This is a genomic window from Sedimentitalea sp. XS_ASV28, assembly GCF_041224545.1.
Lineage (GTDB): Bacteria > Pseudomonadota > Alphaproteobacteria > Rhodobacterales > Rhodobacteraceae > Sedimentitalea.
In genome coordinates, this window is the sequence record NZ_JBGFGP010000100.1 from 1 (window position 1) to 21568 (window position 21568).

Below are 21568 nucleotides of genomic sequence, written 5' to 3' on the forward strand. Positions count from 1 at the left end.
ACGCCACTGCAAGCGCGCCGAGCGCTTGAGCAATTTGAGGGCTCCGCGCCCGGCGCGCTTGCCCAAACCGAAACCCATGATTATCAAGATCAAACCCGCAGACTCTCGTTATGAACGAGGGACCGAAGGGGGGCAGGTCAAGCGCTTGCTTTTCAATCTCGCTGCCGATCAGCACTAAGGCCTTCTGAAGCTGCGCTTTCGGTGGGATGTTGGATGCGAGATTGGGGCTGAGGTAGTTCATGTCACTTGTCCTTTGAGTCAGAGTTTGAGTTTCAAAGGACAAAAAGCCGCCTTTCACCTTTCTGGCGCGCGGCCGAGTTCAAGAGGTTGGTGGGGAGATCAGAAGACCCGAGCGGCTCAGACTTGGAAGGCGGATCACTCAGAACCGAGCGAACGCAGCCAGGCCGCGAAGTCGGCCTCGCTGACCTGAGCGGATGCCAGATCCTCCATCATCCGAACACCGATCGCGGGTTCGGGGCGGATGGAAATTCCATTGAGACGCAGAAACGTGAACGCGGCCACGAAGGCCGTTCGCTTGTTCCCGTCGACGAAAGCATGGGCTTTGGCGATGCCGAATGCGTAAGCCGCAGCGAGCGCATAGGCGTCAGGGGTGCCATAGCTTGCCTGATTCAAAGGACGGGCTATCGCGTTCTCGAGAAGGGCCGGATCGCGGGTGCCGGATGCACCGCCATGCCGGGCGATCTGGCGATCATGAATGACGTAGAGGGCGGGCAACGGCACCCAGACCCATTCGGTCATGCGAGTGCCTGAAGCAGGTCGCGGTTCTCATCCATAACTGCTTCCGCGGCGTTCAATGCGGCTTGTAGCTCAGGATTTTCCGTCATCAGCTTCAGCCCGCCATCATCCGTGCGCACCGCATAGAGCGTGTCACCCTCCTTGGCATCAAGCAGGGCAAGCATCTCGGTGCTGAGCGTCATAACAGCGGAATTGCCGACTTTGCGGATCTTGGCTTCGATCATGGGAGACCTCATTGGTTATACAGATGTATATACGGTAGACCGCTGAAAGTCAAGATTTGGGGAGATCGCGCGGCCTGGCATGTTGGCCACGAAGATGCTTATCGATGCCTTTGTCCAAGAGTTTACCCAGTTCTTCGGGCATGTTGGCCACATCAATGGCAATCTGCGCCAGTTCGATTGCTCGAGCCTGTGATGTTGCCGGGCGTTGATCGTCCAGGGCTTCCTGAACCTTGGCGCGAAACCAACTGTCATATGCGTCAGGATCGGGTGTCTTGGCGGGCATCGATTGCTCTCCTTAGGTCAAAACTGATATAACTCATATGCCTTTCGCTTCAAAGTTGGCCGTGGCTTGCTGGGCATGTCCATTACCCGCATGAAAGACAGGTTTCACGATTTCCTTCCGCTGAAGAAGTCCGCCAGTACCGGGCTTGCCACGCCCTTCGCCGAGCTGAGGAGTTCGGACCCGGCGAGCGAGGCCTTCGACAGGCGCACGAGACCGCCAGTTTCCTCAACGCGGTAGCAGCGACGTTTTTGCGCTCCGTGCCGGTAGTGGGTGGCGGTCACGATCTGGCAGGTGCTGCCGTCGGTCAGCGTGACGGGCGCGGCGAGCTTGATCCTGTCGCCTTCGTCGTAATCCGGGATCGCCGCCCAGTCCCGGCAGCGCTGGCGCCAGGCATGGGCATAGCTGTCGGGGTCCTTCAGCTCGGACAACAGGGCAATAAGACTGAGCGGCGCTCGCGACTCCACCGGCCCGGCGCCCTCCTCCATGTCCTTGTAGCCCCAGCAGCCCTCGTCATAGCGCGTCAGGAAGACGGCCCCGAAGGTAATTGATCCGTCGTCGTCGGTCACGTAGGTCGCATCCTCGACCGGCGAGCCGTCGACATTAGTGAGCCTCAAAGCGGCATACCAGGTGGAGCCGACCTTGCAGGCTCTGACAAGCACCGTCCTGCGGGTGTCGGTTTCGAAGGTGCAAAGCCGAGTGATCTCGGCCTTTTTGTCGGCGTAGGATTTGACGCGCCGGTCGGTGTAAAAGAGCCAGCCCACTACGCCGCCCTCCGGTCATCGATCTCGACGAGCACGTCGCGCGGCACCCGGTAGGGCAGCATCTCGTCGAAATCCTCGCAGTTGCCGTGGTTCTGCACGATGGCGTGGGGGTCGGTGGCGTCCTTCAGGATCACCCGGAAAGTCCCGCCGAGGCCGGAGGCGACGTCATAGGTCCCGCCGATCAGGAAGTCGGCGGCGCGACGCAGGAATACGCGGATCGTGTGGCCATCGGTCGCCAGCCGGATGGTGTCATGACCACGGTCGATGAGGATCTGCACGTCATCGAGAATGTCGGTGTAGAACTGACCTGTCAGATCGCGAAACGCCGCCTGCCGGGCCGCCATCCAGTCCGTATCGCGGAACGGGTTGATGCCCTCGGCGAAGGCGTAGGAGGGATCGGCGCGTTCGGTGGTGACGATCCGCGTCGTCATGCCGTCGATCCCATTAGAGCGCAGATGCACACCATTGCCGACGATCAGGATCAGGGCGGGTTTGCCGACCGGGCCGTTCCAGTTCGGCAGGAAGGTGGAACAGTTGCGCGCATGCGCGATCTGCGCCGCGACGCTCGCCGCGATGAGCTGAGAAGTGCCATGGGATTTACCTGTAAGATGGGGGGAAGGGTGCGACCCGCCCCGGTCGGAGCGGGTTGCTGCAACGCAAGGGGCTGGACTTTCTGCTCCACCAATATGTCGGCAACATGCTGCTGGCGCTCGTTTTCGGCGTGCTGCTCCTCAGCCTGCGCGCCTCATGGCGCAAACGCGGCGGCGCTTCGGCGGCAACGTCGCACTGATCCGGCGCTCTCGCCATCGCCGGCGCAACTGCCCCGGCGATGGCCACAGGGCCTGCAGCCGTCCCGGGCTGGGGCAGGACAAAACCCACGCGCTCAAGTCGCGAAGTGGTAGTGCGTCAAGCATGAAGCCAGCGCTCAAGTAGCGCAGCGGTAGCGCATCAATCACGAGCAGCGGACATGCGAAATTCAGCGCCCAAACGTCGCCGCCACCCCCTGTCCGTGTTCCGCCCGTGCCGCCCGGCAAATCCGCAAGGATCAGGCCGGTTCGTAGAACGTCTGCAACATGCCCAGAGCGCCCCGCGGCGGGCCGCGCCTGACGCGATCCCAAAAGGCATCGTCGCCCAGATCCGCATAGCCCGCGAACGCCGCAAGCATCGACTGCTCAACGTCGCGAAAGCCCATGGTCCAGTCAGGAAAGAACCGTGCCGCGGCCTCGCCCTCTTCCAGTACGATCACCGAATGATGCCGTGTGTCCCTGGCAATCCGGTCCCAGACATCGTCGAGCGCGGCTTGCGCGCCCTCAAGGATCTGCATGAAGTTGCCGCGCTGGCTTTCTGCGACGTAACGGTAGATCAGCAGGCCGGTGATCCCGTCCGCCGCGTTGCGTTCCCGGCTGTGGGCAAGAAGACCTGCAAGCGCGTCCGAAGTGAAAGCCGAACGCGCCTGACTGACATAAATGAGATAGTTCATTGCCTCTCCTCCTCGGTTCGTTTCCTCCAAAGCGCACCCCGGCAGACAGTCCTTGCCCGCCGGGATCGTCGCAACCTCAGCTGATGCGGCTCAGCAGCTCGCCAAGCGAGGCCTTGGCATCGCCATAGAACATCCGGGTGTTCTCCTTGTAGAACAGCGGGTTCTCGATGCCGGAATAGCCGGTGCCCTGGCCGCGCTTCGACACGAACACCTGCTTGGCCTTCCACACTTCCAGAACCGGCATCCCCGCGATGGGCGAGTTCGGATCGTCCTGTGCGGCCGGGTTCACGATGTCGTTCGAGCCGATGACGATCACCACGTCCGTCTCCGGAAAATCGTCGTTGATCTCGTCCATCTCCAGCACGATATCATAGGGCACCTTGGCTTCGGCCAGCAGCACGTTCATGTGCCCCGGCAGACGGCCCGCAACAGGGTGGATCGCAAAACGCACTTCCTTGCCCTTGGCGCGCAGGCGGCGCGTCAGCTCCGCCACGTTCTGCTGTGCCTGAGCCACCGCCATGCCGTAGCCCGGCACGATGATCACGCTGTCGGCGTCTTCCAGAGCCGCGGTCACGCCGTCGGCGTCGATCGCGATCTGCTCGCCCTCGACTTCCATCGCCGGACCCGCCGTACCGCCAAAGCCGCCCAGGATCACCGAGACGAACGAGCGGTTCATCGCCTTGCACATGATGTAGGACAGGATCGCACCCGAAGAGCCCACAAGCGCACCGACCACGATGAGCAGGTCATTGCCCAGCGAAAAGCCGATGGCAGCCGCCGCCCAGCCCGAGTAGCTGTTCAGCATCGACACGACCACCGGCATGTCGGCGCCGCCGATGCCCATGATCAGGTGATAGCCGATGAACAGCGCCGCCAGTGTCATGATGAAGAGCGGCAGGAAGCCACCCGTCGACACGTACCAGATCAGGCAGAGCACCGAGATCACAGCCGCCGATGCGTTCAGCAGATGCCCGCCCGGCAGCTTTTTCGCCGCGCTCGTCACCTTGCCGGCCAGCTTGCCGAAGGCGATCACCGAGCCGGTGAAGGTCACCGCGCCGATCAAGATGCCCAGGAACAGCTCGACCGCGAGAATGTTCAGCTCGACATCGCTCTTATGCGCCACCAGCTCGGCGAAGGTGCCATGCACCTCGGCGCCGGCCTCCTGCGCACGGGCCACCGCCTTCATGGTGAAATGCGCGTTGAAGCCCACGAACACCGCCGCAAGGCCGACCAGCGAGTGCATCGCCGCGACGAGCTGCGGCATCTCGGTCATCTCGACCTTCTTGGCCACATAGACACCGATGATGCCGCCCGCCGCCACGAGGATGATCGAGAGCCACCAAAGCCCCGCACCCGGGCCGTTCAGCGTGGCGAAGACCGCCAGCGCCATGCCCACGATGCCGTACCAGACCGCCCGCTTGGCGCTTTCCTGGCCCGAAAGCCCGCCTAGAGACAGGATGAAGAGCACCGCCGCGACCACATAGGCCGCCGTCGTGAATCCGAATTCCATTGTTATGCCCTCCCCTTACGACTTCTGGAACATGGCGAGCATGCGCCGCGTCACGAGGAAACCGCCGAAGATGTTGATCCCGGTCATGAAGACCGACAGCGCGGCCAGCAGGATGACAAGGAAACTGCCCGAGCCGATCTGCATCAGCGCGCCAAGGATGATGATCGACGAGATCGCGTTGGTCACTGCCATCAGCGGCGTGTGCAGGCTGTGGCTGACGTTCCAGATCACCTGGAAGCCGACAAAGACCGACAGCACGAAGACGATGAAGTGCTGCATGAAGCTGGCCGGAGCGACAAGCCCCACCAGCAGCAGCAGGCCACCGCCCACCGCCAGCAGGGTCACCTGCTGCCGGGTCTGCGCCTTGAAGGCCGCGACCTCGTTGGCGCGCCTTTCCTCGGGCGTCAGCTCCTTGGCCTTTTCCTTCGGCTTCTGGGCCGCGATGGCCTTCACCTTGGGCGGCGGGGGCGGCCAGGTGATCTCTCCCTTGTGGGTCACGGTGGCGCCGCGGATCACGTCGTCGTCCATGTTGTGATCGATCACACCGTCCTTGCCGGGGGTCAGGTCGGTCAACATGTAACGGATGTTGGTGGCATAGAGCGTCGAGGACTGCGTCGCCATGCGGCTCGGGAAGTCGGTGTAGCCGATGATCGTGACGCCGTTCTCGGTCACGACCTTCTCGTCCTTGACGGTGCCGTCGACGTTGCCACCACGCTCGGCCGCGAGATCGACGATCACCGAGCCCGGCTTCATTGCCTTGACCATGTCCTCGAGCCACAGCTTCGGCGCCTCGCGGTTGGGGATCAGCGCGGTGGTGATGACCACGTCGACCTCGGGCGCCAACTCGCGGAACCTGGCCAGCTGCGCTTCGCGGAATTCAGGGCTGGACACCGAGGCATAGCCGCCGGTCGCGGCGCCGTCGGTCTGCTCTTCCTCGAAGTCGAGGTAGACGAATTCGGCGCCCATCGACTCGACCTGCTCGGCCACTTCTGGCCGCACGTCGAAAGCGTAGGTGATCGCGCCGAGGCTGGTCGAGGTGCCGATGGCGGCCAGACCCGCGACACCGGCGCCGACCACCAGAACCTTGGCCGGGGGCACTTTGCCCGCCGCCGTGATCTGGCCGGTGAAGAAGCGCCCGAAGTTGTTGCCCGCCTCGATCACCGCGCGGTAGCCCGCGATGTTGGCCATCGACGACAGCGCGTCCATCTTCTGCGCGCGCGAGATCCGCGGCACCATGTCCATCGCGATGACCGACGCACCCTTTTCGGCCGCCTCTTTCATCAGCGCTTCGTTGGCAGCTGGCCAGAAGAACGAGATCAGCAGCTTGCTTTCGGTCAGCCGTGCGGCCTCTTCCGGCATCGGCGGCTGAACTTTGGCGACGATGTCGCTTTGACTCCAGAGCGCTTCGGCCCCGTCCACCACCGTGACCCCGGCCTCTTCATAGGCGCTGTCTGCAAAACCTGCCGCAGTGCCTGCGTCTCGCTCGAGCAGGCACTCATAGCCCAGTTTCTGGAGCTGCAGCGCCGAATCCGGCGTCATCGCGACCCGGTTCTCTCCCGCCGCCAGCTCCTTTGGCGTCCCTATCTTCACGTCTGTCACCTCGATTGGTCTTGTTGTTGCTGCCGGTCACTCGCCGACCGGTTTGAGGAATTCGAAATCGCAGCCCTCATCGGCCTGCATCACCTCGGAAGCATAGAGCCTATCATAACCCCGGCGCTCTTCGGGCGGCACGTTCTCGTTGACCCACCCGGCGCGGCGGCGTTCCAGCTCGGCCTCGTCCACCAGCAACTCGATCTGGCGGTTCTTGACCGACAGTCTGATCCGGTCGCCATCGCGCACCAGCGCCAGCGGGCCGCCGATCGACGCTTCGGGCGTCACGTGCAGCACGATGGTGCCAAAGGCCGTGCCCGACATCCGCGCGTCCGAGATACGGACCATGTCCTTGATGCCCTTTTCGGCGATCTTGCGCGGGAGCGGCAGATATCCGGCCTCGGGCATGCCCGAGGGGCTTTTCGGCCCGGCGTTCTGCAGCACCATGAAATCGTCTTCGGTGATGTCCAGATCGGGGTCGTCGACGCGCTTGGCCAGATCCTCGAGCGAGGTAAAGACAACTGCCCTGCCCTCTTTCTCGAACAGCTTGGGGTCCGCGGCGGACCGCTTGAGGATGGCCCCGCGCGGCGCAAGATTGCCAAAAAGCGCAACCAGCCCGCCCTGCGGCTCGAGAGGCTCGGCGGCCTCGGCAATAACCCGGTGATCGACCCAGCCCTCGTCCTGCTCGAGCCGGTCGCCCAGCGTCTTGCCGGTAACGGTCAGCGTATCCATGTGCAGCAACGGCTTCAGCTCGCGCAGAACCGCCCCGACACCGCCGGCAAAGAAGAAGTCCTCCATGTAGTTCGTGCCGACCGGCTTGAGGTTCACCAGCACCGGCGTGGTGTCGGACAGCTCGTTGAGCTTTTCGAGCGAGATCTTGATGCCGAGCCGGCCGGCCACGGCGGTCAGGTGGATGATGGCATTGGTCGACCCGCCAAGCGCCAGAAGGACGCGCATCGCGTTTTCGACCGACTTTTCGGTCATGACCTGCGACGGCCTGATCGGGTTGAGGATCATGCGCGCCGCCGCCCGGCCGGATTCCTCGCCCGCACGCAGACGGTCTGCATGGACCGCAGGAATCGCGGCGGTGCCCGGCAGCGACATGCCCAGAGTCTCGGCGATGCAGGCCATGGTCGACGCCGTGCCCATCACCGCGCAGGTGCCCGAGGTGGTCGCCAGCCGGCCTTCGATGTCATTGATCTGCTCGGTCGTCACCTCCTTGGCCCGGTATTTCGACCAGAACCGGCGGCAGTCCGTGCAGGCGCCGAGGCGCTCTTTCTGATAGCGTGAGGTCATCATCGGTCCGGCCACCAACTGAACCGCCGGCAGGTCGGCAGACGCCGCCCCCATGAGCTGCGCCGGCACCGTCTTGTCACAGCCGCCCATCAGCACGACCGCGTCCATCGGCTGGGCGCGCACCATCTCCTCGGTATCCATCGACATCAGGTTTCGGAACTTGAGCGAGGTCGGCGACAGGAACACCTCGCCCAGCGAGATCGTCGGGAACTCGATGGGCAGTCCGCCCTCCATCAGCACCCCGCGCTTCACCGCCTCGAGCAGCTCGGGAAAGTGCCGGTGGCAGTTGTTGAAGCCGGAAAAGCTGTTGGCGATGCCGACGATCGGCCGTTTAAGCACTTCGCGCGAATAGCCCATCGACGAGGCAAAGGAGTTGCGCAGGTAGACCGAGAAATCCCGGTCGCCGTAGTTCGTAAGACCCCGTGAAAGGCCCTGTTCCTTGGTATCGCTCATGCGATTGCCCCCAGTTTGGTGCGGACATACTTGGCGTCGAGATAATCCTTGATGCCCAGCGAGCCGCCCTCGCGGCCCATGCCGCTTTCCTTGATCCCGCCAAACGGCGCCTCGGCGGTGGCCAGCAGCATCTCGTTGACGCCGATCATGCCGCATTCAAGGTCCTCGGAGGCGCGCGTCGCAACGCTCAGGTCGTTTGAGAAGACATAACCGGCAAGCCCGAACGGCAGGGCGTTGGCGCGGGCCATCACCTCGTCGTAGTCGCGGAAGGTGGTGATGGGCGCGATCGGGCCAAAGGGCTCTTCGTTCATCACCAGCGCGTCGTCGGGCACCCGGCCCAGCACCGTCGGCTCGACAAAGAACCCCTTGTTGGCGCCAGCAGGCGTGCCGCCCCCGGCCAGCAGCTCGGCGCCGCGGTCGAGCGCGTCCTGCGTCATGGCGCGGATCGTGTCGAGCCCGCGGCGGTTGGCCATCGGCCCCACCTGCACGGCCTCTTCGGTGCCGCGCCCGATCTTGAGCGACTTCGCGACCTCGGCAAAGCGTTCGGCAAAGGCCTCGTAATTGTCTTCCTGCACATAGAACCGGGTCGGAGAGATGCAGACCTGCCCGCAATTACGGAACTTGGTTGTGGCGCAGGTCTCGGCGGCGGCGATCGGATCATAGTCGCTGAACACGACGACCGGTCCGTGACCGCCCAGCTCCATCGTCACCTTTTTCACCCCTTCCGCCGCAAGCCGCAGGATTTCCTTGCCGACAGGCACCGAGCCGGTCACCGAAACCTTGCGCACGATGGGCGACCGGATGAGCTGCGCCGCGATGGAGCCCGAGCTGCCGGTGACCATGTTGACGGCCCCCGGCGGAATGCCCGCATCGTGGCAGGCCTGGACGAGCGCGGCGCAAGAGGCCGGGGTCTCGCCCGCGGGCTTGACGATGATCGAACAGCCCGCGCCAAGCGCCGCCGCCATCTTGCGCGCCGGCAGCAGCGCCGGAAAGTTCCAGGCCGAGAACGCGGCAACCACGCCCACCGGCTGATAGATCACCGACATGCGGCTGTCGGGAGTGCGGCTCTCGATGATCTGCCCATAGATCCGCTTGGTCTCTTCGGAATACCACTCGAACTGGTCGGCCGCGCCGCCCACCTCGCCCTTGGCCTCGGCCAGCGGCTTGCCGGTCTCGAGCGACATGAGCATGGCGATACGATCGGCATCCGCGCGCAGCAGATCGGCCACCTTGCGCAGCTTTGCCGCGCGCTCCCAGCTGCCCGTCGCCTTCCAGACCCGAAAGCCGTCCTGCGCCGCGGCCAGCGCATCGTCGATGTCCGCCTCGGTCGCCACGGCGATCAGGCCCAGCGCATCCTCGGTCGCCGGATCGGTGACGGGCTTGGTTGCCTTGTCCGAGGCCGTGCGCCAATCGCCGCCGATGTAGAGTTTGAGATCGTTATACATGTGATGATCCTTTCCGGGTGTTCTCAGATCGTTGCCTGCAGGTATTTCGCCTGCACGTCGTCGACCCAGTTCCCCACGTTCCATGAGCCATAGGCCCCCATTCCGCCCAGCGGGTCGCGCCCGGAATAGACGGGGATATGCAGCAGCGAGAGCCCGTCATGGGCGAACCCCGCCTCCAGCGCCGCGGCCAGCTCGTCGCTCGTTTCGCCGCCCCAGATCGCCTTGACGCCGCTCACCGATCCGGCCATCGCGACATAGTCCACGGCGATACTGTCGTTCGTCTTGAACTCGCGGCCATACTGCGCGATCTGAAGATCGGTGATGGCCGCCATGCGGCGGTTGTCGAACAGCGCGATCAAGCCACGCACCCCATGTTCGACCGCGTCGATCAGAACCTGCGGGTTCATCATGAACGACCCGTCGCCGGTAAAGGCGACGCCGTACGGTGCTTCCTTGGTGCCCGCCAGCCCGAGCAGCGCCGAGGTGGCAAACCCCATGTAGGAGGCACCGGTTTCCGTGATCGTCTCGCCCGGGGCATCATCCTCGACCAGCTGGAAACCGTTGGCCTGGACATCGCCCGCGTCAAAGAACTTGACCGCGTTCTTCGACTTGGCAAATCGCGCGACCTGATGGATTGCCGCCGGCTGGGTCAGCACCGGGCGCTTCCAAACCGCATCTGTGATCGGCGCGCCGCCAGTGCGCTCGGCCTTGAAGGCGGTCCATTCCGACTTTTTCGCCTCGCAGTCGCGCAGCCATGCCTTGCGGGCCTCGCGTCCTGTCTTATCGCCCAACGCTTCCAGCAACCGGCGCAATACGGCACCGATGTCGCCTGGCAAACCGGTCGTGTTGGCATAATGGCTCAGATCGTCAATATCCCCGTTGATATTTATGACGGCCTTTGCATTGGGATAACCGATGCCCGAGCAATCCGCCTGGCAGACCCCGCGTGAGCCGATGAAGACCACAAGCTCGGCGCCCTCCATGGCAAAGTTGCCGCTGATCGAGCCCTTCGAGCCGCCCACATGCATGTTCTGCACATGCGCGTCGAGCATCACCCCGGTCGAGCCCGGCGACAGCACCACCGGCGCCCCGACCGCGCAGGCAAAGCGGCGCAGCGCCTCGGCGTGCTTGCGGCAACCGCCGCCGGCCTTGATGACCATGCGCGAGCCCTCGCGGATGCGCTGCACCGCCTCGTCCAGCGCTGCACCATCGGCGGGGATCACCGGCGGCACGTCCAGCCGGCCCGGCAGGGTGCGCAGGTTGACCGCAGTTTCTTGCGGTTGGGTATTGATCGGCAGCAGGATAAAGAACGGCCCGGCCTTGTAGGGATGGTGCACGCAGGAAGTTCCCCTGCGCATGCATTCGCGCAGCGCCTCGGGCGTGTGCAGCGTATAGCTTTGCCCCATCAGCGCGCCCATCTGGCCAAAGATCCCTTGTTGCGGCTTTGGCACCTGCTGCATGTTGTAGCCTTCGCCGCGCGTCGTCTCATCGCCATAGATGTGATAGACGCCCACGCCGTTGGAGGATGCCGCCAGCGATCCTGCCATGGCCTGCAGCCCGCCAGGCCCGATCGAGGTGACCACTGCCGGGGTTTCGCCGGTGACCCAGGCATGGGCGGTGGCGGCATGGGCCATCTCGACCTCGTTGCGGCAGTTGATGACCGAGACCGCGCCCTCTTCGTGGTAGACGCGCAGCACCTCGCCCAGGTCGGTCGATCCGTGCCCGAAGATGGCGAAATAGGTCCGCACGCCCTGCTTGAGCAGCCCCGCCACAAGCGCCTCGGACAGGGTCATCTCGAGCGTGCTCTCCTCGGCAAAGGCTTCGTCGAAGGAGTGCGAGGCCAGCCGGATGGCGCGCACCCGCGTCGCTTCCTCGGCCGAGGTCATACGGTTCTTGTCCAGCATCATGAGTTAACCTTCTGTTGAATGGAGCGTCTCACCCGCAGTTCGCTGATCGACTGAAGGACGATCACCAGAAGCGCGAGACCAATGAAAATCATTGCGATGGGCGAGTGCAGGAAGATGTTCAGGTTGCCATCCGACAGCATCACCGCCGTCCGGAACTCGTTTTCGAGAGTCGGCCCCAGCACCATCCCGAGGATGATCGGGGTGACGGGCACCTGCAGCGAGACAAAGACATAGGCCGCGACTCCGATGACACCCATCGCGTAGATGTCGAACGCCGAATTACGCACCGAATAGGCCCCGATGGCGCAAAGGATGAGCACGACCACCGCCAGCAGTTCGCGCTTGATGCGCAGTACGTGCACGAAAAGGCGGATGCCGATCAGCTGCAGCCCGAGCACCCAGACATAGGCGACCAGAACGGCCACATACATGCTGTAGACCTCGGTGGCGTGGTTCAGGAACAACGCCGGGCCCGGCATGATACCGTGGATCATCAGCCCCGCCAGGACGATGGCGGTCGCCGGATCGCCCGGAATGCCCAGCGACAGCAGCGGGATCAGCGTTCCCCCCGTTACCGCGTTGTTGGCGCTTTCGGGCGCGATCACCCCGTCGAGATTGCCCCTGCCAAAGCTCTGCTTGTCCTTCGACATCCGTCTCGCGTGATCATAGGCAAGAAAGGATGCAATCGCGCCGCCGGTGCCCGGAATGGCGCCGATGCCGGTGCCCAGCACCGAGCAGCGCAGCATCAGCCAGAACCGGCCCATCAACAGTTTGGCCGACGGCAGTTGTGCCCGGATGCGGACGACCCGCGCGTTCTTGGCTTCCATGTCGCCGACGCAGGCCTCGATGATGAAAGGCACCGCGAAGAGTCCGATCATCGCCACCAGCAGGTTCACCCCCTGCAACAGGTTGACCGAGCCGAAGGTCATGCGTTGCACTCCCTCGATCTGGTCAAGCCCGACGGTCATGATCATCAGCCCCAGAACGCCCGAAATGAGCCCCTTGAGCATCGAGCCCCCGCACAGCCCGCAGATCGTGGAAAGACCGAAAAGGACCAGTGCAAAGATCTCGGCGGGGCCAAATCCGATGGCCATGCGCGACACCAGGTCGACCGAAACGATCATTACGATCAGCGAGAATATGCCGCCAAAGACCGAGGCGATGACGGCGGTGCCAAGCGCAATCGAAGCCTCGCCCTTCAGAGTCATCGGATAGCCGTCAAGAACAGTTGCTGCGGCCGATGGCGTGCCGGGTATACCCAGCAGGATGGCCGAGACCGACCCACCGGTCATGCCGCCGATATAGGTGCCCAGCAGCAGACCCGTTGCAGGGACGCTCTCCATCGAAAAGGTGATCGGAAGCGCCAGCGCCAGCGCCACGGTAAATGTCAGCCCGGGGATAGATCCGAAGATCAGGCCGACCAGCGTTCCCAGTCCGACCGCCCCGATGGCCCAGGGGTCGAGCGCAAGGCTCGCAGCTTGTATGAAGATATCCATTGTGGCCTACCAGAGGTTGATCCAGCTTCCGCCGGCCAGGTAAATTCCCATGAGTTTCTGAAAGATCAGCCAGCAGCCCAGGGTCAGCCCGATAGACATGCCCGCCAGCAGCCGCAGGCTGCGGATGCGCAGGTTGATGGCCATGATGGCCAGCACCACCAGTGGCGTGGCAAGCAGAAAGCCGATCTTTTCAAGCAGAAACCCGTATGCGCAGGTCTCGACCAGCACCAGGATCATCGCGCCCCAGCGGATGCGCCGGGTCAGCGACGTGTCCGCCTCGGTCGGCACGTCCAGCCCGCTGTTGTCATGCTCGCGTGCAGCGGAATGAACCAGCAGGACCATGGAAAGGCCGATCAGGATGAAACCGAAGCCCAGCGGAAAGGCGCGAGGCCCAACGCTCGTGCTGTCGAAGGCGGGCGGGATGGTCGACCACACCAGCCAGGTCCAGATCAGTCCGAAGCCTAGCATCAGGCCTCCGAAAATCATGTCATTTAGTCTGTCCGTCATGGTTGATCACCCCGCTTTGGCTTACATGCTGCCCATGCCGAGCTGCTTGAGCAGGTCGGCATAGAACGCGTCATCGCTCTCGATCATCTTCCCGAACGTCGCGGGGTCCTGAAAGGCCGGCGTGAACCCGAGGTTCTTGGACGCTTCGAGGAACTGCGCGTTTTCGGTCGCGGCCTTTGCCGCCGCTGCCAGCTTGGCCACCACCGCGTCAGGCGTGCCCTTGGGAGCGGCAAGCCCGCGCCACATGGTGATGTCGATGTCCACCCCCTGCTCGGCGGCGGTCTTCACATCCGGCAGCGCATCGACGCGCTCGGTGCCGGTCACGGCAAGAACCGTGATTTCGCCGGAGTCGCTGTAAGAGGTGAACTGCCCCGGCCATTGGATCGCGGCGTCGATGCGCCCCGCCAACAGCTCGATGGGCGCCTTGCCGTCGCCGTAGGAGATGAACAGCACCTTGTCGCCGATGCCCATGGCATCGAAAAGCGCCGCCGAAGTCAGGTGCGTGAACGAACCCTTGCCCGAGATCCCGACCTTGAGCGGCTTGTCCATCGCCATGACCGCCGACTTCAGCTCGTCAAGCGAGGTCCAGCCGGTTTCCGAGTTCACTCCCAGCGCGGGTGTTTCGATCGAAACGCGCGCCACCGGAACAAAGGCGGTGTAGTCGAACGGGACCCGGCCGGTATGGGCCAAGGTATTGATCGAGTTGGAGTTCCACACGATCTGGTAGCCGTCGGCCGCGGCGGCGGCCACGTGGCTGTAGCCCACCGCGCCGCCGCCGCCGGGGCGGCTGACCGGCACCACGGGCGAGTCCAGCTCGTCCGACATCAGCTCGGACAACAGCTGCGCGATGGTGTTCGCGGTGCCGCCGAAAAGGATGGTCATCTCAACGGGCCGCTCGGGATATTCCGCCCGTGCCTGTCCCGCCGGAAGTGCCAGGACCGATGCGGTCGCGATGGCCGCAAGAGTCCCCTTCAATGCAGTCCTGAAGTTCATGATTTTCTCCTCCCTTTTTGAATCGCTTTCTTTGTCGATGGCATTAGGGCGGCGCCGCGGCCCTCCAATTCCGCGACGCCTCCCGTCAGGTCGCGTCTCTCCCCTGGAGGCGGGCGCGTTCCTGACGATTGTGCAACTTCATCAATTTGCGGTCCGCCGGCTCGGAGCGGAGCGCGGCCAGGATCCTTTCCGGCGTCGCCGGCAGCGATTTGATCCGCACGCCGATGGCGTCGTAGATCGCGTTCATGATCGCCGGGCAGGTCGGCACCAGCGCGGGCTCGCCGATCCCCTTGGCCCGCAGCGGGCTGGTGGGGTCTTCATCCTCGACGATGACACAGTTGATCTGGGGAATATCCAGCGAGGTCGGCAGGATATACTTGGCGAACCCGTGCGTCGTCGGATGACCATCAACGCAGATGTGTTCTTCCATCAGCGCCTGACCAAGCCCCTGGACAACCCCGCCCTCGATCTGGCCCTCGACGCCGCGCGGGTTGATGGCCCGGCCCACGTCATGGGCGGCCCAGATGCCCAGCACCTGGACCTCGCCGGTCCATGTGTCGACCTCGACCTCGGCAACCTGCGTGCCGAAAACATAGGTCTGCCAGGGGCTGCCCTTGCCATCCACCGGATCCAGCCCGGTGCCATGCGCGGTGAAGCTTGCAGCACCCACTGGCACCACGCCCCTGCCCTTGCAGATCGCGACCGCCTCGGACATCTTCATCCGCAGGTTCGAGCCCTCGACCCAAAGCTCGCCGTTGAAGGCGCGCAGTTTTTCGACCGGCTCGCCGAAATGCAGCGCCATCTGCTCGAAAAGGACCTTGCGAGCCTCGCGCGAGGCAAGCGCGACCGAATTGCCGATCATGTAGGTCTGACGGGTCGCCCCGGCATGCGCCGCCTCGGGCGAGCGCGCGGTGTCGTTGTCGCCGATGGTCACATCCTCGGGCCGCGTGCCAGTCTCCTCGGCGGCGACCTGAGCGAGCACCGTCAGGATGCCCTCGCCGATCTCGGTCACGCCGGTGACGACCTTGACCGTGCCGCCGTCGTCGATCTCGGCCCAGGCGCCGGCCCGGTCGATGGTTGCCGTGCGGGCGATGCCATACCAGCTTGCCGCCATGCCCCGGCCGCGCTTGCGCCGGGTGTCGGCGCTCGTTTCGGTGATCGCGTTCATTATTCCGCCGCCTCCGTCGGTGTCTTGGTGGGATGATCGCCGCTCGCAAGATCCGAGACCTCGGCAACGATGCGTGCGCCCAGCGTGCAGGGCTTGCGGGTGTCCGGCCCGCCCATGTCGCCGCGCAGGTCGCCGCGTACATTCGGAACGCCCGCTTCCCAGCGGCTTGCCGCCTCGGCCGCGTCCAGAACCTGATCCAGCGAGGCGCGGTCCAGCTTGTGCTGCGTATGGGTGAGCGAGCCTGCCCGATACATGTTGATCCGGCGGATCTCGAACGGGTCTAGCCCCAGCGCCTCGGCGGCCATGTCCATCATGCTTTCGGTGGCGAATTGCGCCTGCATGCCCCCGAAAGTGCGGAACGCGCCCGAGGGCGTGTTGTTGGTATAGACCGCACGGGTATCGACCTGCAGGTTGTGCACCTCGTAGGGGCCGCAGGACAGGATCGCCGCCTTGCGCATCACCCCTTCCGAGCTCATGCCGTAGGCACCGCCATCGGCCAGCATGTCGAACTTGATCGCGGTGATCTCGCCGCTCCACTTCAGGCCCATGCGATAGGTCACCTTGGACGGGTGCCGCTTGGCCGAGGCAATGAGGCTTTCCTCGCGGGTGAAGTTAAGCTGCACCGGACGCCGCGTCCGGATCGCCGCCAGCGCAAGCATGCCCTGGTAGATCATGTCCTCCTTGCCGCCAAAGCCGCCGCCGACCGGCGACATGACCATGCGCACCTTGTTGATCGGCAGGCCGAGGATGTCGGCAAGCATGTGGCGGTGGTGGGTGATGTTCTGGCTGGGGCTGTGGACCGTCACCACGTCATCATGGTCGACAAAGGCCACCCCCGCCTCGGGCTCGAGATAGGCGTGCTCGACCGACTGAGTGCTGAACTGGTCCTCGAGGATGAGGTCAGCCTCGGCAAAACCCTTTTCCGGGTCGCCCTTGCGCAGCGGGATATGCTTGACCACGTTGTCGGGCGCGTAGTCGTGGATCACCGGCGCGCCCTCGGCGATGGCCTCTTCAGGCGTTCCGATGAACGGCAGCGGTTCGTATTCCACCTTGATCGCCGCAATGGCGCGGCGCGCGGTCACCAGATCCTCGGCGGCGACGGCAGCCACCGCCTCACCCACGTGGCGCACCTTGCCGCGCGCCATGATCGGCTGGTCATGGACAAACACGCCGAACCCATCGGTTCCAGGCACGTCGTCGGCGGTGATGACGCATTCCACGCCCTCCATCGCCTCGGCCGCGCTGGTGTCGATCGAGAGGATCCGCGCATGGGGATGCGGGCTGCGCAGCACCTGCATCTGCAGCATGTCCACCATCTTCATGTCGGCGGCATACCGCAGGCGCCCGGTCACCTTCGACGGCGCGTCGATGCGGCGCACATTGTGGCCGATAAAGCTGTCGCCCAGCGGCTCATCCGCCTCGAGGTCGATCTCGGGGCGACGACCGGCAACCACGTCACGGGCAATCTCGACCGCTTCGAGGATCTTGGTATAGCCGGTGCAACGGCAGATATTGCCGCCCATCCGCTCCTTGATCTCGTCCAGATCCGCCTCGGGGTTCTGGCGCAGACAGTTCGTCGCGGCCATCACCATCCCCGGGATGCAATATCCGCACTGGCTCGCGCCGGTCTTGTGAAACGCCTTCTGCACCGGGGTGAGCGGGCCCAGCCCGGCCAGCCCCTCGACCGTCTCGATATCAGCGCCCTCGGCGCGCGCGGCCGGCATCAGGCAGGATTTCACCAGCTTGCCGTCCACAAACACGCTGCAGGTGCCGCATTCGCCCGCGCCACAGCCTTCCTTGGTCCCGGTCAGGTTCAGATCGTCGCGCAGCACATCGAGCAGACGCTTGTGGGTCGCGACGGTCTTTGTGACCTTGCGCCCGTTGACCGTCATGGAAATCTTCATCTCAGACATTGGCCATGTCCTCCTTGGCTTTGCGGGCCTGCATGGCGCCCGAATTTTCCAACGCCTCCTGAAGCGCCGCGCGCACGAAACTCACCACCACGTCCCGGCGGTATTCGAGGCGCGAGCGCGAGGCGACCTTGTCCGCGGCAAGCCCCGCGGCAGCCAGCATCAGCTCTTCGGAAATGCGCTCTCCGCGCAGCATCCGCTCGGCATCATCCAGCCGGATCGGGCCCGGCCCGACACCGCCGAGCGCCAGCCGCACGTCCTCGAACACGCGGCCCGTCTCGTCGGTCTTGACCAGCGCGGCGCAGCAGGCGACCGAAATCACCAGCGAGCGGCGCTGTCCCACCTTCTGAAAGGCTCCGCCGTAGCCGTAGCAGGTATCGAGATAGACCCGGGTCAGGATCTCGCCCTTCTCGATGACGGTGCGGCCGGGCCCCGTGATGAAGTCGCGCACCGCCAGCCGGCGGCTCACGATTTTGTCCCCATCCAGACGCGAAAGCTCGACCTGGCCGTTCAGCGCCACGGCCGGCGGGGTGCCATCGGCAACCGGCGAGGCGTTCACAAGGTTGCCTGCAAGCGTTGCCACTTCACGGATCTGGTCGTCGGCGAACCAGATCGCCACATAGGGCATGCAGGGCAGCGCCCGGCGCAACGTCGCGTTAGTCAAAAAGTCCTGGTAGACCGTGTTCGCCCCCAGCTGCACATGTCCGTTCTCGAAACGATAGCCGGTCAGATCGGCCACCCGGGACAGATCAATCAGCGCGGGAAGATGCACATCCCCCGCCCGGCCCTCGCGGGCCCAGGGCAAAAGATCGGTCGCGCCGGAAACCAGGCGGCTTCCCTCGGGCGCATCACGCCAGAGCGCAAGCGCCTCGTGCAGCTCGGTCGGTCGGTGGTAAGCGTCGTAGGTCAGCATGTCATGCGCCTCTTTCAAAGCCTTTCGTTCGCCGGCCGCGCGCAGCGCGCGCGACCTTGGTCCAGCCGCAACCGCGCTGGATCTGGGTCGAATGTTCGATGGGTCTTGAAGCCCGGAGCGGGACTGCGCCCCGCTCCGGTTTGGTCAGAGAAACGTCACTCTGCGGCGACGCGCTGCTGCGCGGCGCTCTTGTTCTTCACCACGACCTTGATGGCGTCCTCGACGCGGTCCTTGGCATAGCGAAGCGCCTCTTGCAGGTCTTCCATCTCGAAGGTGTGGGTATGGATCAGGCTCGCGTCGAACCGCTTCTGGCGCATGAAGGCCTCGGCACGGTGGGTCGCGGTCTTGCCCTCGCCCCGGATGCCATAGAGATAGATGTTGTTGCGCACCAGGTAGGCGATATCGACCTCGGGCGAGCTGCCCGGGAAGGCCGCAAGGCAGATCCGGCCGCCACGGTTCACCATCTGCGCCGCCTCGTTCAGGGCCTGCGGGGCGCCCGAGCATTCGACGACATAGTCGACACCCTTGCCACCGTTCAGCTCCTTAATCTTCTCGACGACATTCTCTTCCTTGCGGACGTTGATGACGTGATCCGCCCCCAGCTTCTTGCCGATTTCCAGACGGTTGTCGCGGGTGCCGGTCAGGATCACCGGCTGCGCGCCCATCGCCTTGGCAACGGCAGCGCCCAGCAGGCCGATGGGGCCCGGACCGGTGACAACGACGCTCTCGCCGGCGACCAGGCCGCCCAGCTCGGTCAGGCCATACATCGCGGTGCCGGCGGTCACCACCAGCGTGGCCTCCTCGTCGGTCATCGTGTCAGCCACGTGCACGAGCGTGTTGATGTTGTTGACCGCGTATTCCGCAAAGCCCCCGTCGGTGGTGAACCCGTTGGCGCGGTGGCCCTTGTCCACGTCACCGTAGTTCTTGCCGTAGTTGTGGCACGAGGTGTACATCCCCTGGCGGCAGCGTTTGCACTGGCCACAGCCAGCGTGGATCTCGACCGTCACGCGCTCGCCGATCTCGTATTCATCAACGCCCGGCCCAAGCGCCACGACCGTGCCCATGTATTCATGGCCGGGGGTGAAATTCTTGTTGAACGGATCGCCGCCATGGATCTGCGCGGGCGGACCATGGTGGATGATCTCGAGATCCGTGGCGCAGATCGCCACGGCGTCGATCCGAACCAGAACCTCGGCCTTCTTCGGCGCGGGCACCGGCTTGTTCGCCAGCGTCAGCTCGCCGGGGTCTCCCAGAACCCAGGCCTTCATGGTCTCCGGGATCGGAAAACCCTTGTCGGTCGTTACGTTGTCGGGCATTGCCATGAAGATATTCCTCCTCTTCCTTCAGGCACCGAACCGCGTCGCGGTTTCGATCTTGCGTGAGAACTCGTGACCCGCGGCGACCATCTCGCCGATCAGGACTTTGCGGTATTCCTGCGTCGCCATGCCGGCCGGAACGGTGACTGAAATGGCCCCGACCACAGCCCCCGAGCTGTCGCGCACCGAGGCGCCGATGCACACGATTCCATCGCGGAACTCCTCGTCGTCCACCGCGTACCTGTGGCGGCGGACGTGACGAAGGTCTTCGATCAGCCCCGACAGGCTGGTGATCGTGCGCGCCGTGAAGGCGGTCAGACCATTGGCCGAGATCACCTTGACCAGTTCGGTATCGGGGATCCATGCGAGGATGGACTTACCCGTGGCCGTTGCATGAGCGGCGCCCATCTTCTCTATCTCGCTGGGTTCGCTTACCGCTCCGCTAGGTTCGGCGAACCGCAGTTTCGTAATCAGCGAGTTGCCGGAGAGCACAGCCATTTGCACGCCGTGCCCCAGTTTCGCGCCGAGCGTCGCGAGCGCATCCGCCAAAAGGACGGAAGGATCGCGTGCTCCCTTAGCCATTTCGTTCAGTTCCCGAAGGCGCGTTCCCATCACGTAAGTGCGGCTGCGGCTCGAATGCTGAAGATAGCCCCGGGCGACCAGCGTGGCCGCCAGATGGTGGCAGGTCGAACTGTTGAGCCCGCTGCGGTCGGCCAGTTCGGAGAGCGTCAAACCATGCGGTTCCGCGGCCAGAAGTTCGAGCAGGCTCAAGGCCCTGTCGACAGACTGGATAGTCCGCGATGCCGATTTTTCGGTTATCGATGTCCCGGCCCCACCAGGCGCAATGTCCTGTGGGTAACGGCTGTCCGCCACTCGTGTCATAGGTGTTTTTCCTCCGCCTATGACCTTCCCAAGAGGCGGGCTTTTCTTCAAGAAAAATTGACAATGTCAGAGACGAGCCGACATTATCAAATAACATTCGAAATTATTCAATATTGTCAGTTTTGCACGCGCAAAAGGATTCTACGGGTTTGCCCCACAACCGGCACGAGGACGGGCGCGAGCCAGCTGTCCGCGATTCTGCCTTGGACTCGCAACCCTTTGGGCTGTTTCACCGAGGTGATCCAGTGGAAGACGCGGGTGTTCATCCCCACGGATGGCAATGACGTTTTGGCGCGGGTTCTTGCCGAGCATCGAGTTGGCGCAAGCGTCGCGGATACAGCCGCATGAGCGCGCGGCGTAGTATCGCGGACCTTTCGGCCGACCTGGCAGGCCGCGCCGAGAGTTTCTGCCGCCAGTGTTTCCCCGAGGGACGCAAGCAGGACAATTATTGGCAGGTTGGCAATACCTCGGGGACCAAAGGCAAGAGCCTTGCCATCCGGCTGCAGGCGGAAGGCGGGCGCAAGGCCGGGTCCTGGACTGACCTGCCCCCCTTCGGTCCCTCGTTCATAACGAGAGTCTGCGGGTTTGATCTTGATAATCATGGGTTTCGGTTTGGGCAAGCGCGCCGGGCGCGGAGCCCTCAAATTGCTCAAGCGCTCGGCGCGCTTGCAGTGGCGT

The 21568-nt window shown here is 64.1% G+C and carries 21 protein-coding genes and 1 pseudogene; 2 read left to right on the forward strand and 20 right to left on the reverse strand.

Annotated elements, in window-relative coordinates; genetic code table 11:
• The 6 genes from AB9K34_RS05730 to AB9K34_RS05755 form a co-directional block, all read right to left on the reverse strand.
• Positions 1-241: hypothetical protein (locus AB9K34_RS05730; protein WP_369953489.1), on the reverse strand; the 241-nt coding region annotated here is incomplete at its 3' end.
• 134 nt (positions 242-375) lie between these two features.
• Positions 376-759 carry a type II toxin-antitoxin system death-on-curing family toxin gene (locus AB9K34_RS05735; protein ID WP_369953470.1) on the reverse strand — a complete coding sequence of 128 codons (384 nt, stop codon included), beginning with the start codon at positions 757-759 and terminating at the stop codon, positions 376-378.
• Positions 756-980, reverse strand: coding sequence for a transcriptional regulator/antitoxin MazE (locus AB9K34_RS05740; RefSeq protein WP_284487297.1), 225 nt, complete (start codon positions 978-980; stop codon positions 756-758). The genes AB9K34_RS05735 and AB9K34_RS05740 overlap by 4 nt, the downstream gene beginning before the upstream one ends.
• Before the next feature lie 49 nt (positions 981-1029).
• Positions 1030-1263, reverse strand: coding sequence for a hypothetical protein (locus tag AB9K34_RS05745; RefSeq protein ID WP_369953471.1), 234 nt, complete (start codon positions 1261-1263; stop codon positions 1030-1032).
• A gap of 104 nt (positions 1264-1367) precedes the next feature.
• On the reverse strand, positions 1368-2024 hold the full coding sequence (locus AB9K34_RS05750) for a hypothetical protein (RefSeq protein WP_369953472.1): 657 nt from the start codon (positions 2022-2024) through the stop codon (positions 1368-1370).
• Positions 2024-2599: a regulator gene (locus AB9K34_RS05755; protein WP_369953488.1), complete on the reverse strand. Its 576-nt coding sequence runs from the start codon at positions 2597-2599 to the stop codon at positions 2024-2026. The genes AB9K34_RS05750 and AB9K34_RS05755 overlap by 1 nt, the downstream gene beginning before the upstream one ends.
• A 71-nt stretch (positions 2600-2670) precedes the next feature.
• On the opposite strand from AB9K34_RS05755, the gene AB9K34_RS05760 reads away from it, so the two are divergent.
• A complete protein-coding gene (locus AB9K34_RS05760; RefSeq protein WP_369953473.1) occupies positions 2671-2814 on the forward strand; it encodes a hypothetical protein in 144 nt (47 codons plus the stop codon).
• Between the two features lie 255 nt (positions 2815-3069).
• On the opposite strand, the gene AB9K34_RS05765 is transcribed toward AB9K34_RS05760, so the two are convergent.
• The 14 genes from AB9K34_RS05765 to AB9K34_RS05830 all read right to left on the reverse strand — a co-directional run bounded on the left by AB9K34_RS05765 (position 3070) and on the right by AB9K34_RS05830 (position 20890).
• Positions 3070-3504, reverse strand: a complete 435-nt coding sequence (locus tag AB9K34_RS05765; RefSeq protein WP_369953474.1) for a BLUF domain-containing protein — start codon at positions 3502-3504, stop codon at positions 3070-3072.
• 76 nt (positions 3505-3580) lie between these two features.
• Positions 3581-5014 (reverse strand): NAD(P)(+) transhydrogenase (Re/Si-specific) subunit beta, encoded by a 1434-nt coding sequence (locus AB9K34_RS05770; protein ID WP_369953475.1) that lies wholly within the window; start codon positions 5012-5014, stop codon positions 3581-3583.
• Between the two features lie 15 nt (positions 5015-5029).
• Positions 5030-6604 carry a Re/Si-specific NAD(P)(+) transhydrogenase subunit alpha gene (locus tag AB9K34_RS05775; protein WP_369953476.1) on the reverse strand — a complete coding sequence of 525 codons (1575 nt, stop codon included), beginning with the start codon at positions 6602-6604 and terminating at the stop codon, positions 5030-5032.
• A 36-nt stretch (positions 6605-6640) separates the two neighbouring features.
• Positions 6641-8353, reverse strand: coding sequence for an IlvD/Edd family dehydratase (locus AB9K34_RS05780; RefSeq protein ID WP_369953477.1), 1713 nt, complete (start codon positions 8351-8353; stop codon positions 6641-6643).
• Positions 8350-9798, reverse strand: coding sequence for an NAD-dependent succinate-semialdehyde dehydrogenase (locus tag AB9K34_RS05785; protein ID WP_369953478.1), 1449 nt, complete (start codon positions 9796-9798; stop codon positions 8350-8352). Before AB9K34_RS05785 ends, AB9K34_RS05780 begins: the two co-directional genes overlap by 4 nt.
• A gap of 23 nt (positions 9799-9821) precedes the next feature.
• Positions 9822-11705, reverse strand: a complete 1884-nt coding sequence (locus tag AB9K34_RS05790) for a thiamine pyrophosphate-binding protein (protein WP_369953479.1) — start codon at positions 11703-11705, stop codon at positions 9822-9824.
• Positions 11702-13201, reverse strand: a complete 1500-nt coding sequence (locus tag AB9K34_RS05795; protein ID WP_369953480.1) for a tripartite tricarboxylate transporter permease — start codon at positions 13199-13201, stop codon at positions 11702-11704. The genes AB9K34_RS05790 and AB9K34_RS05795 overlap by 4 nt, the downstream gene beginning before the upstream one ends.
• A 6-nt stretch (positions 13202-13207) precedes the next feature.
• The gene (locus AB9K34_RS05800; protein ID WP_369953481.1) at positions 13208-13708 is read right to left on the reverse strand and encodes a tripartite tricarboxylate transporter TctB family protein; all 501 of its coding nucleotides are present in this window, start codon (positions 13706-13708) and stop codon (positions 13208-13210) included.
• Positions 13709-13729: 21 nt separating this feature from the next.
• Positions 13730-14701 (reverse strand): Bug family tripartite tricarboxylate transporter substrate binding protein, encoded by a 972-nt coding sequence (locus tag AB9K34_RS05805; RefSeq protein ID WP_369953482.1) that lies wholly within the window; start codon positions 14699-14701, stop codon positions 13730-13732.
• Positions 14702-14786: 85 nt separating this feature from the next.
• Positions 14787-15869: a xanthine dehydrogenase family protein molybdopterin-binding subunit gene (locus AB9K34_RS05810; protein WP_369953483.1), complete on the reverse strand. Its 1083-nt coding sequence runs from the start codon at positions 15867-15869 to the stop codon at positions 14787-14789.
• Entirely contained in the window at positions 15869-17782 is a 1914-nt protein-coding gene (locus AB9K34_RS05815) for a molybdopterin-dependent oxidoreductase (protein ID WP_369953484.1), read from the reverse strand. Before AB9K34_RS05815 ends, AB9K34_RS05810 begins: the two co-directional genes overlap by 1 nt.
• On the reverse strand, positions 17775-18692 hold the full coding sequence (locus AB9K34_RS05820; RefSeq protein WP_369953485.1) for a xanthine dehydrogenase family protein subunit M: 918 nt from the start codon (positions 18690-18692) through the stop codon (positions 17775-17777). The genes AB9K34_RS05815 and AB9K34_RS05820 overlap by 8 nt, the downstream gene beginning before the upstream one ends.
• A gap of 155 nt (positions 18693-18847) precedes the next feature.
• Positions 18848-20014, reverse strand: coding sequence for a zinc-binding dehydrogenase (locus tag AB9K34_RS05825; protein ID WP_369953486.1), 1167 nt, complete (start codon positions 20012-20014; stop codon positions 18848-18850).
• A 21-nt stretch (positions 20015-20035) separates the two neighbouring features.
• Complete coding sequence (locus AB9K34_RS05830; RefSeq protein WP_369953487.1) at positions 20036-20890, reverse strand: IclR family transcriptional regulator; 855 nt, start codon at positions 20888-20890, stop codon at positions 20036-20038.
• Between the two features lie 344 nt (positions 20891-21234).
• Here AB9K34_RS05830 and AB9K34_RS05835 point away from each other — a divergent pair.
• Positions 21235-21568, forward strand: a pseudogene (locus AB9K34_RS05835) (hypothetical protein); the annotation flags it as partial.

Coding starts and splice junctions, on each gene's coding strand:
- AB9K34_RS05735 (WP_369953470.1), bottom strand. CDS start 759: ATGACCGAATGGGTCTGGGTGCCGTTGCCCGCCCTCTACGTCATTCAT.
- AB9K34_RS05740 (WP_284487297.1), bottom strand. CDS start 980: ATGATCGAAGCCAAGATCCGCAAAGTCGGCAATTCCGCTGTTATGACG.
- AB9K34_RS05745 (WP_369953471.1), bottom strand. CDS start 1,263: ATGCCCGCCAAGACACCCGATCCTGACGCATATGACAGTTGGTTTCGC.
- AB9K34_RS05765 (WP_369953474.1), bottom strand. CDS start 3,504: ATGAACTATCTCATTTATGTCAGTCAGGCGCGTTCGGCTTTCACTTCG.
- AB9K34_RS05770 (WP_369953475.1), bottom strand. CDS start 5,014: ATGGAATTCGGATTCACGACGGCGGCCTATGTGGTCGCGGCGGTGCTC.
- AB9K34_RS05780 (WP_369953477.1), bottom strand. CDS start 8,353: ATGAGCGATACCAAGGAACAGGGCCTTTCACGGGGTCTTACGAACTAC.
- AB9K34_RS05785 (WP_369953478.1), bottom strand. CDS start 9,798: ATGTATAACGATCTCAAACTCTACATCGGCGGCGATTGGCGCACGGCC.
- AB9K34_RS05790 (WP_369953479.1), bottom strand. CDS start 11,705: ATGATGCTGGACAAGAACCGTATGACCTCGGCCGAGGAAGCGACGCGG.
- AB9K34_RS05795 (WP_369953480.1), bottom strand. CDS start 13,201: ATGGATATCTTCATACAAGCTGCGAGCCTTGCGCTCGACCCCTGGGCC.
- AB9K34_RS05800 (WP_369953481.1), bottom strand. CDS start 13,708: ATGACGGACAGACTAAATGACATGATTTTCGGAGGCCTGATGCTAGGC.
- AB9K34_RS05805 (WP_369953482.1), bottom strand. CDS start 14,701: ATGAACTTCAGGACTGCATTGAAGGGGACTCTTGCGGCCATCGCGACC.
- AB9K34_RS05810 (WP_369953483.1), bottom strand. CDS start 15,869: ATGAACGCGATCACCGAAACGAGCGCCGACACCCGGCGCAAGCGCGGC.
- AB9K34_RS05815 (WP_369953484.1), bottom strand. CDS start 17,782: ATGTCTGAGATGAAGATTTCCATGACGGTCAACGGGCGCAAGGTCACA.
- AB9K34_RS05820 (WP_369953485.1), bottom strand. CDS start 18,692: ATGCTGACCTACGACGCTTACCACCGACCGACCGAGCTGCACGAGGCG.
- AB9K34_RS05825 (WP_369953486.1), bottom strand. CDS start 20,014: ATGGCAATGCCCGACAACGTAACGACCGACAAGGGTTTTCCGATCCCG.
- AB9K34_RS05830 (WP_369953487.1), bottom strand. CDS start 20,890: ATGACACGAGTGGCGGACAGCCGTTACCCACAGGACATTGCGCCTGGT.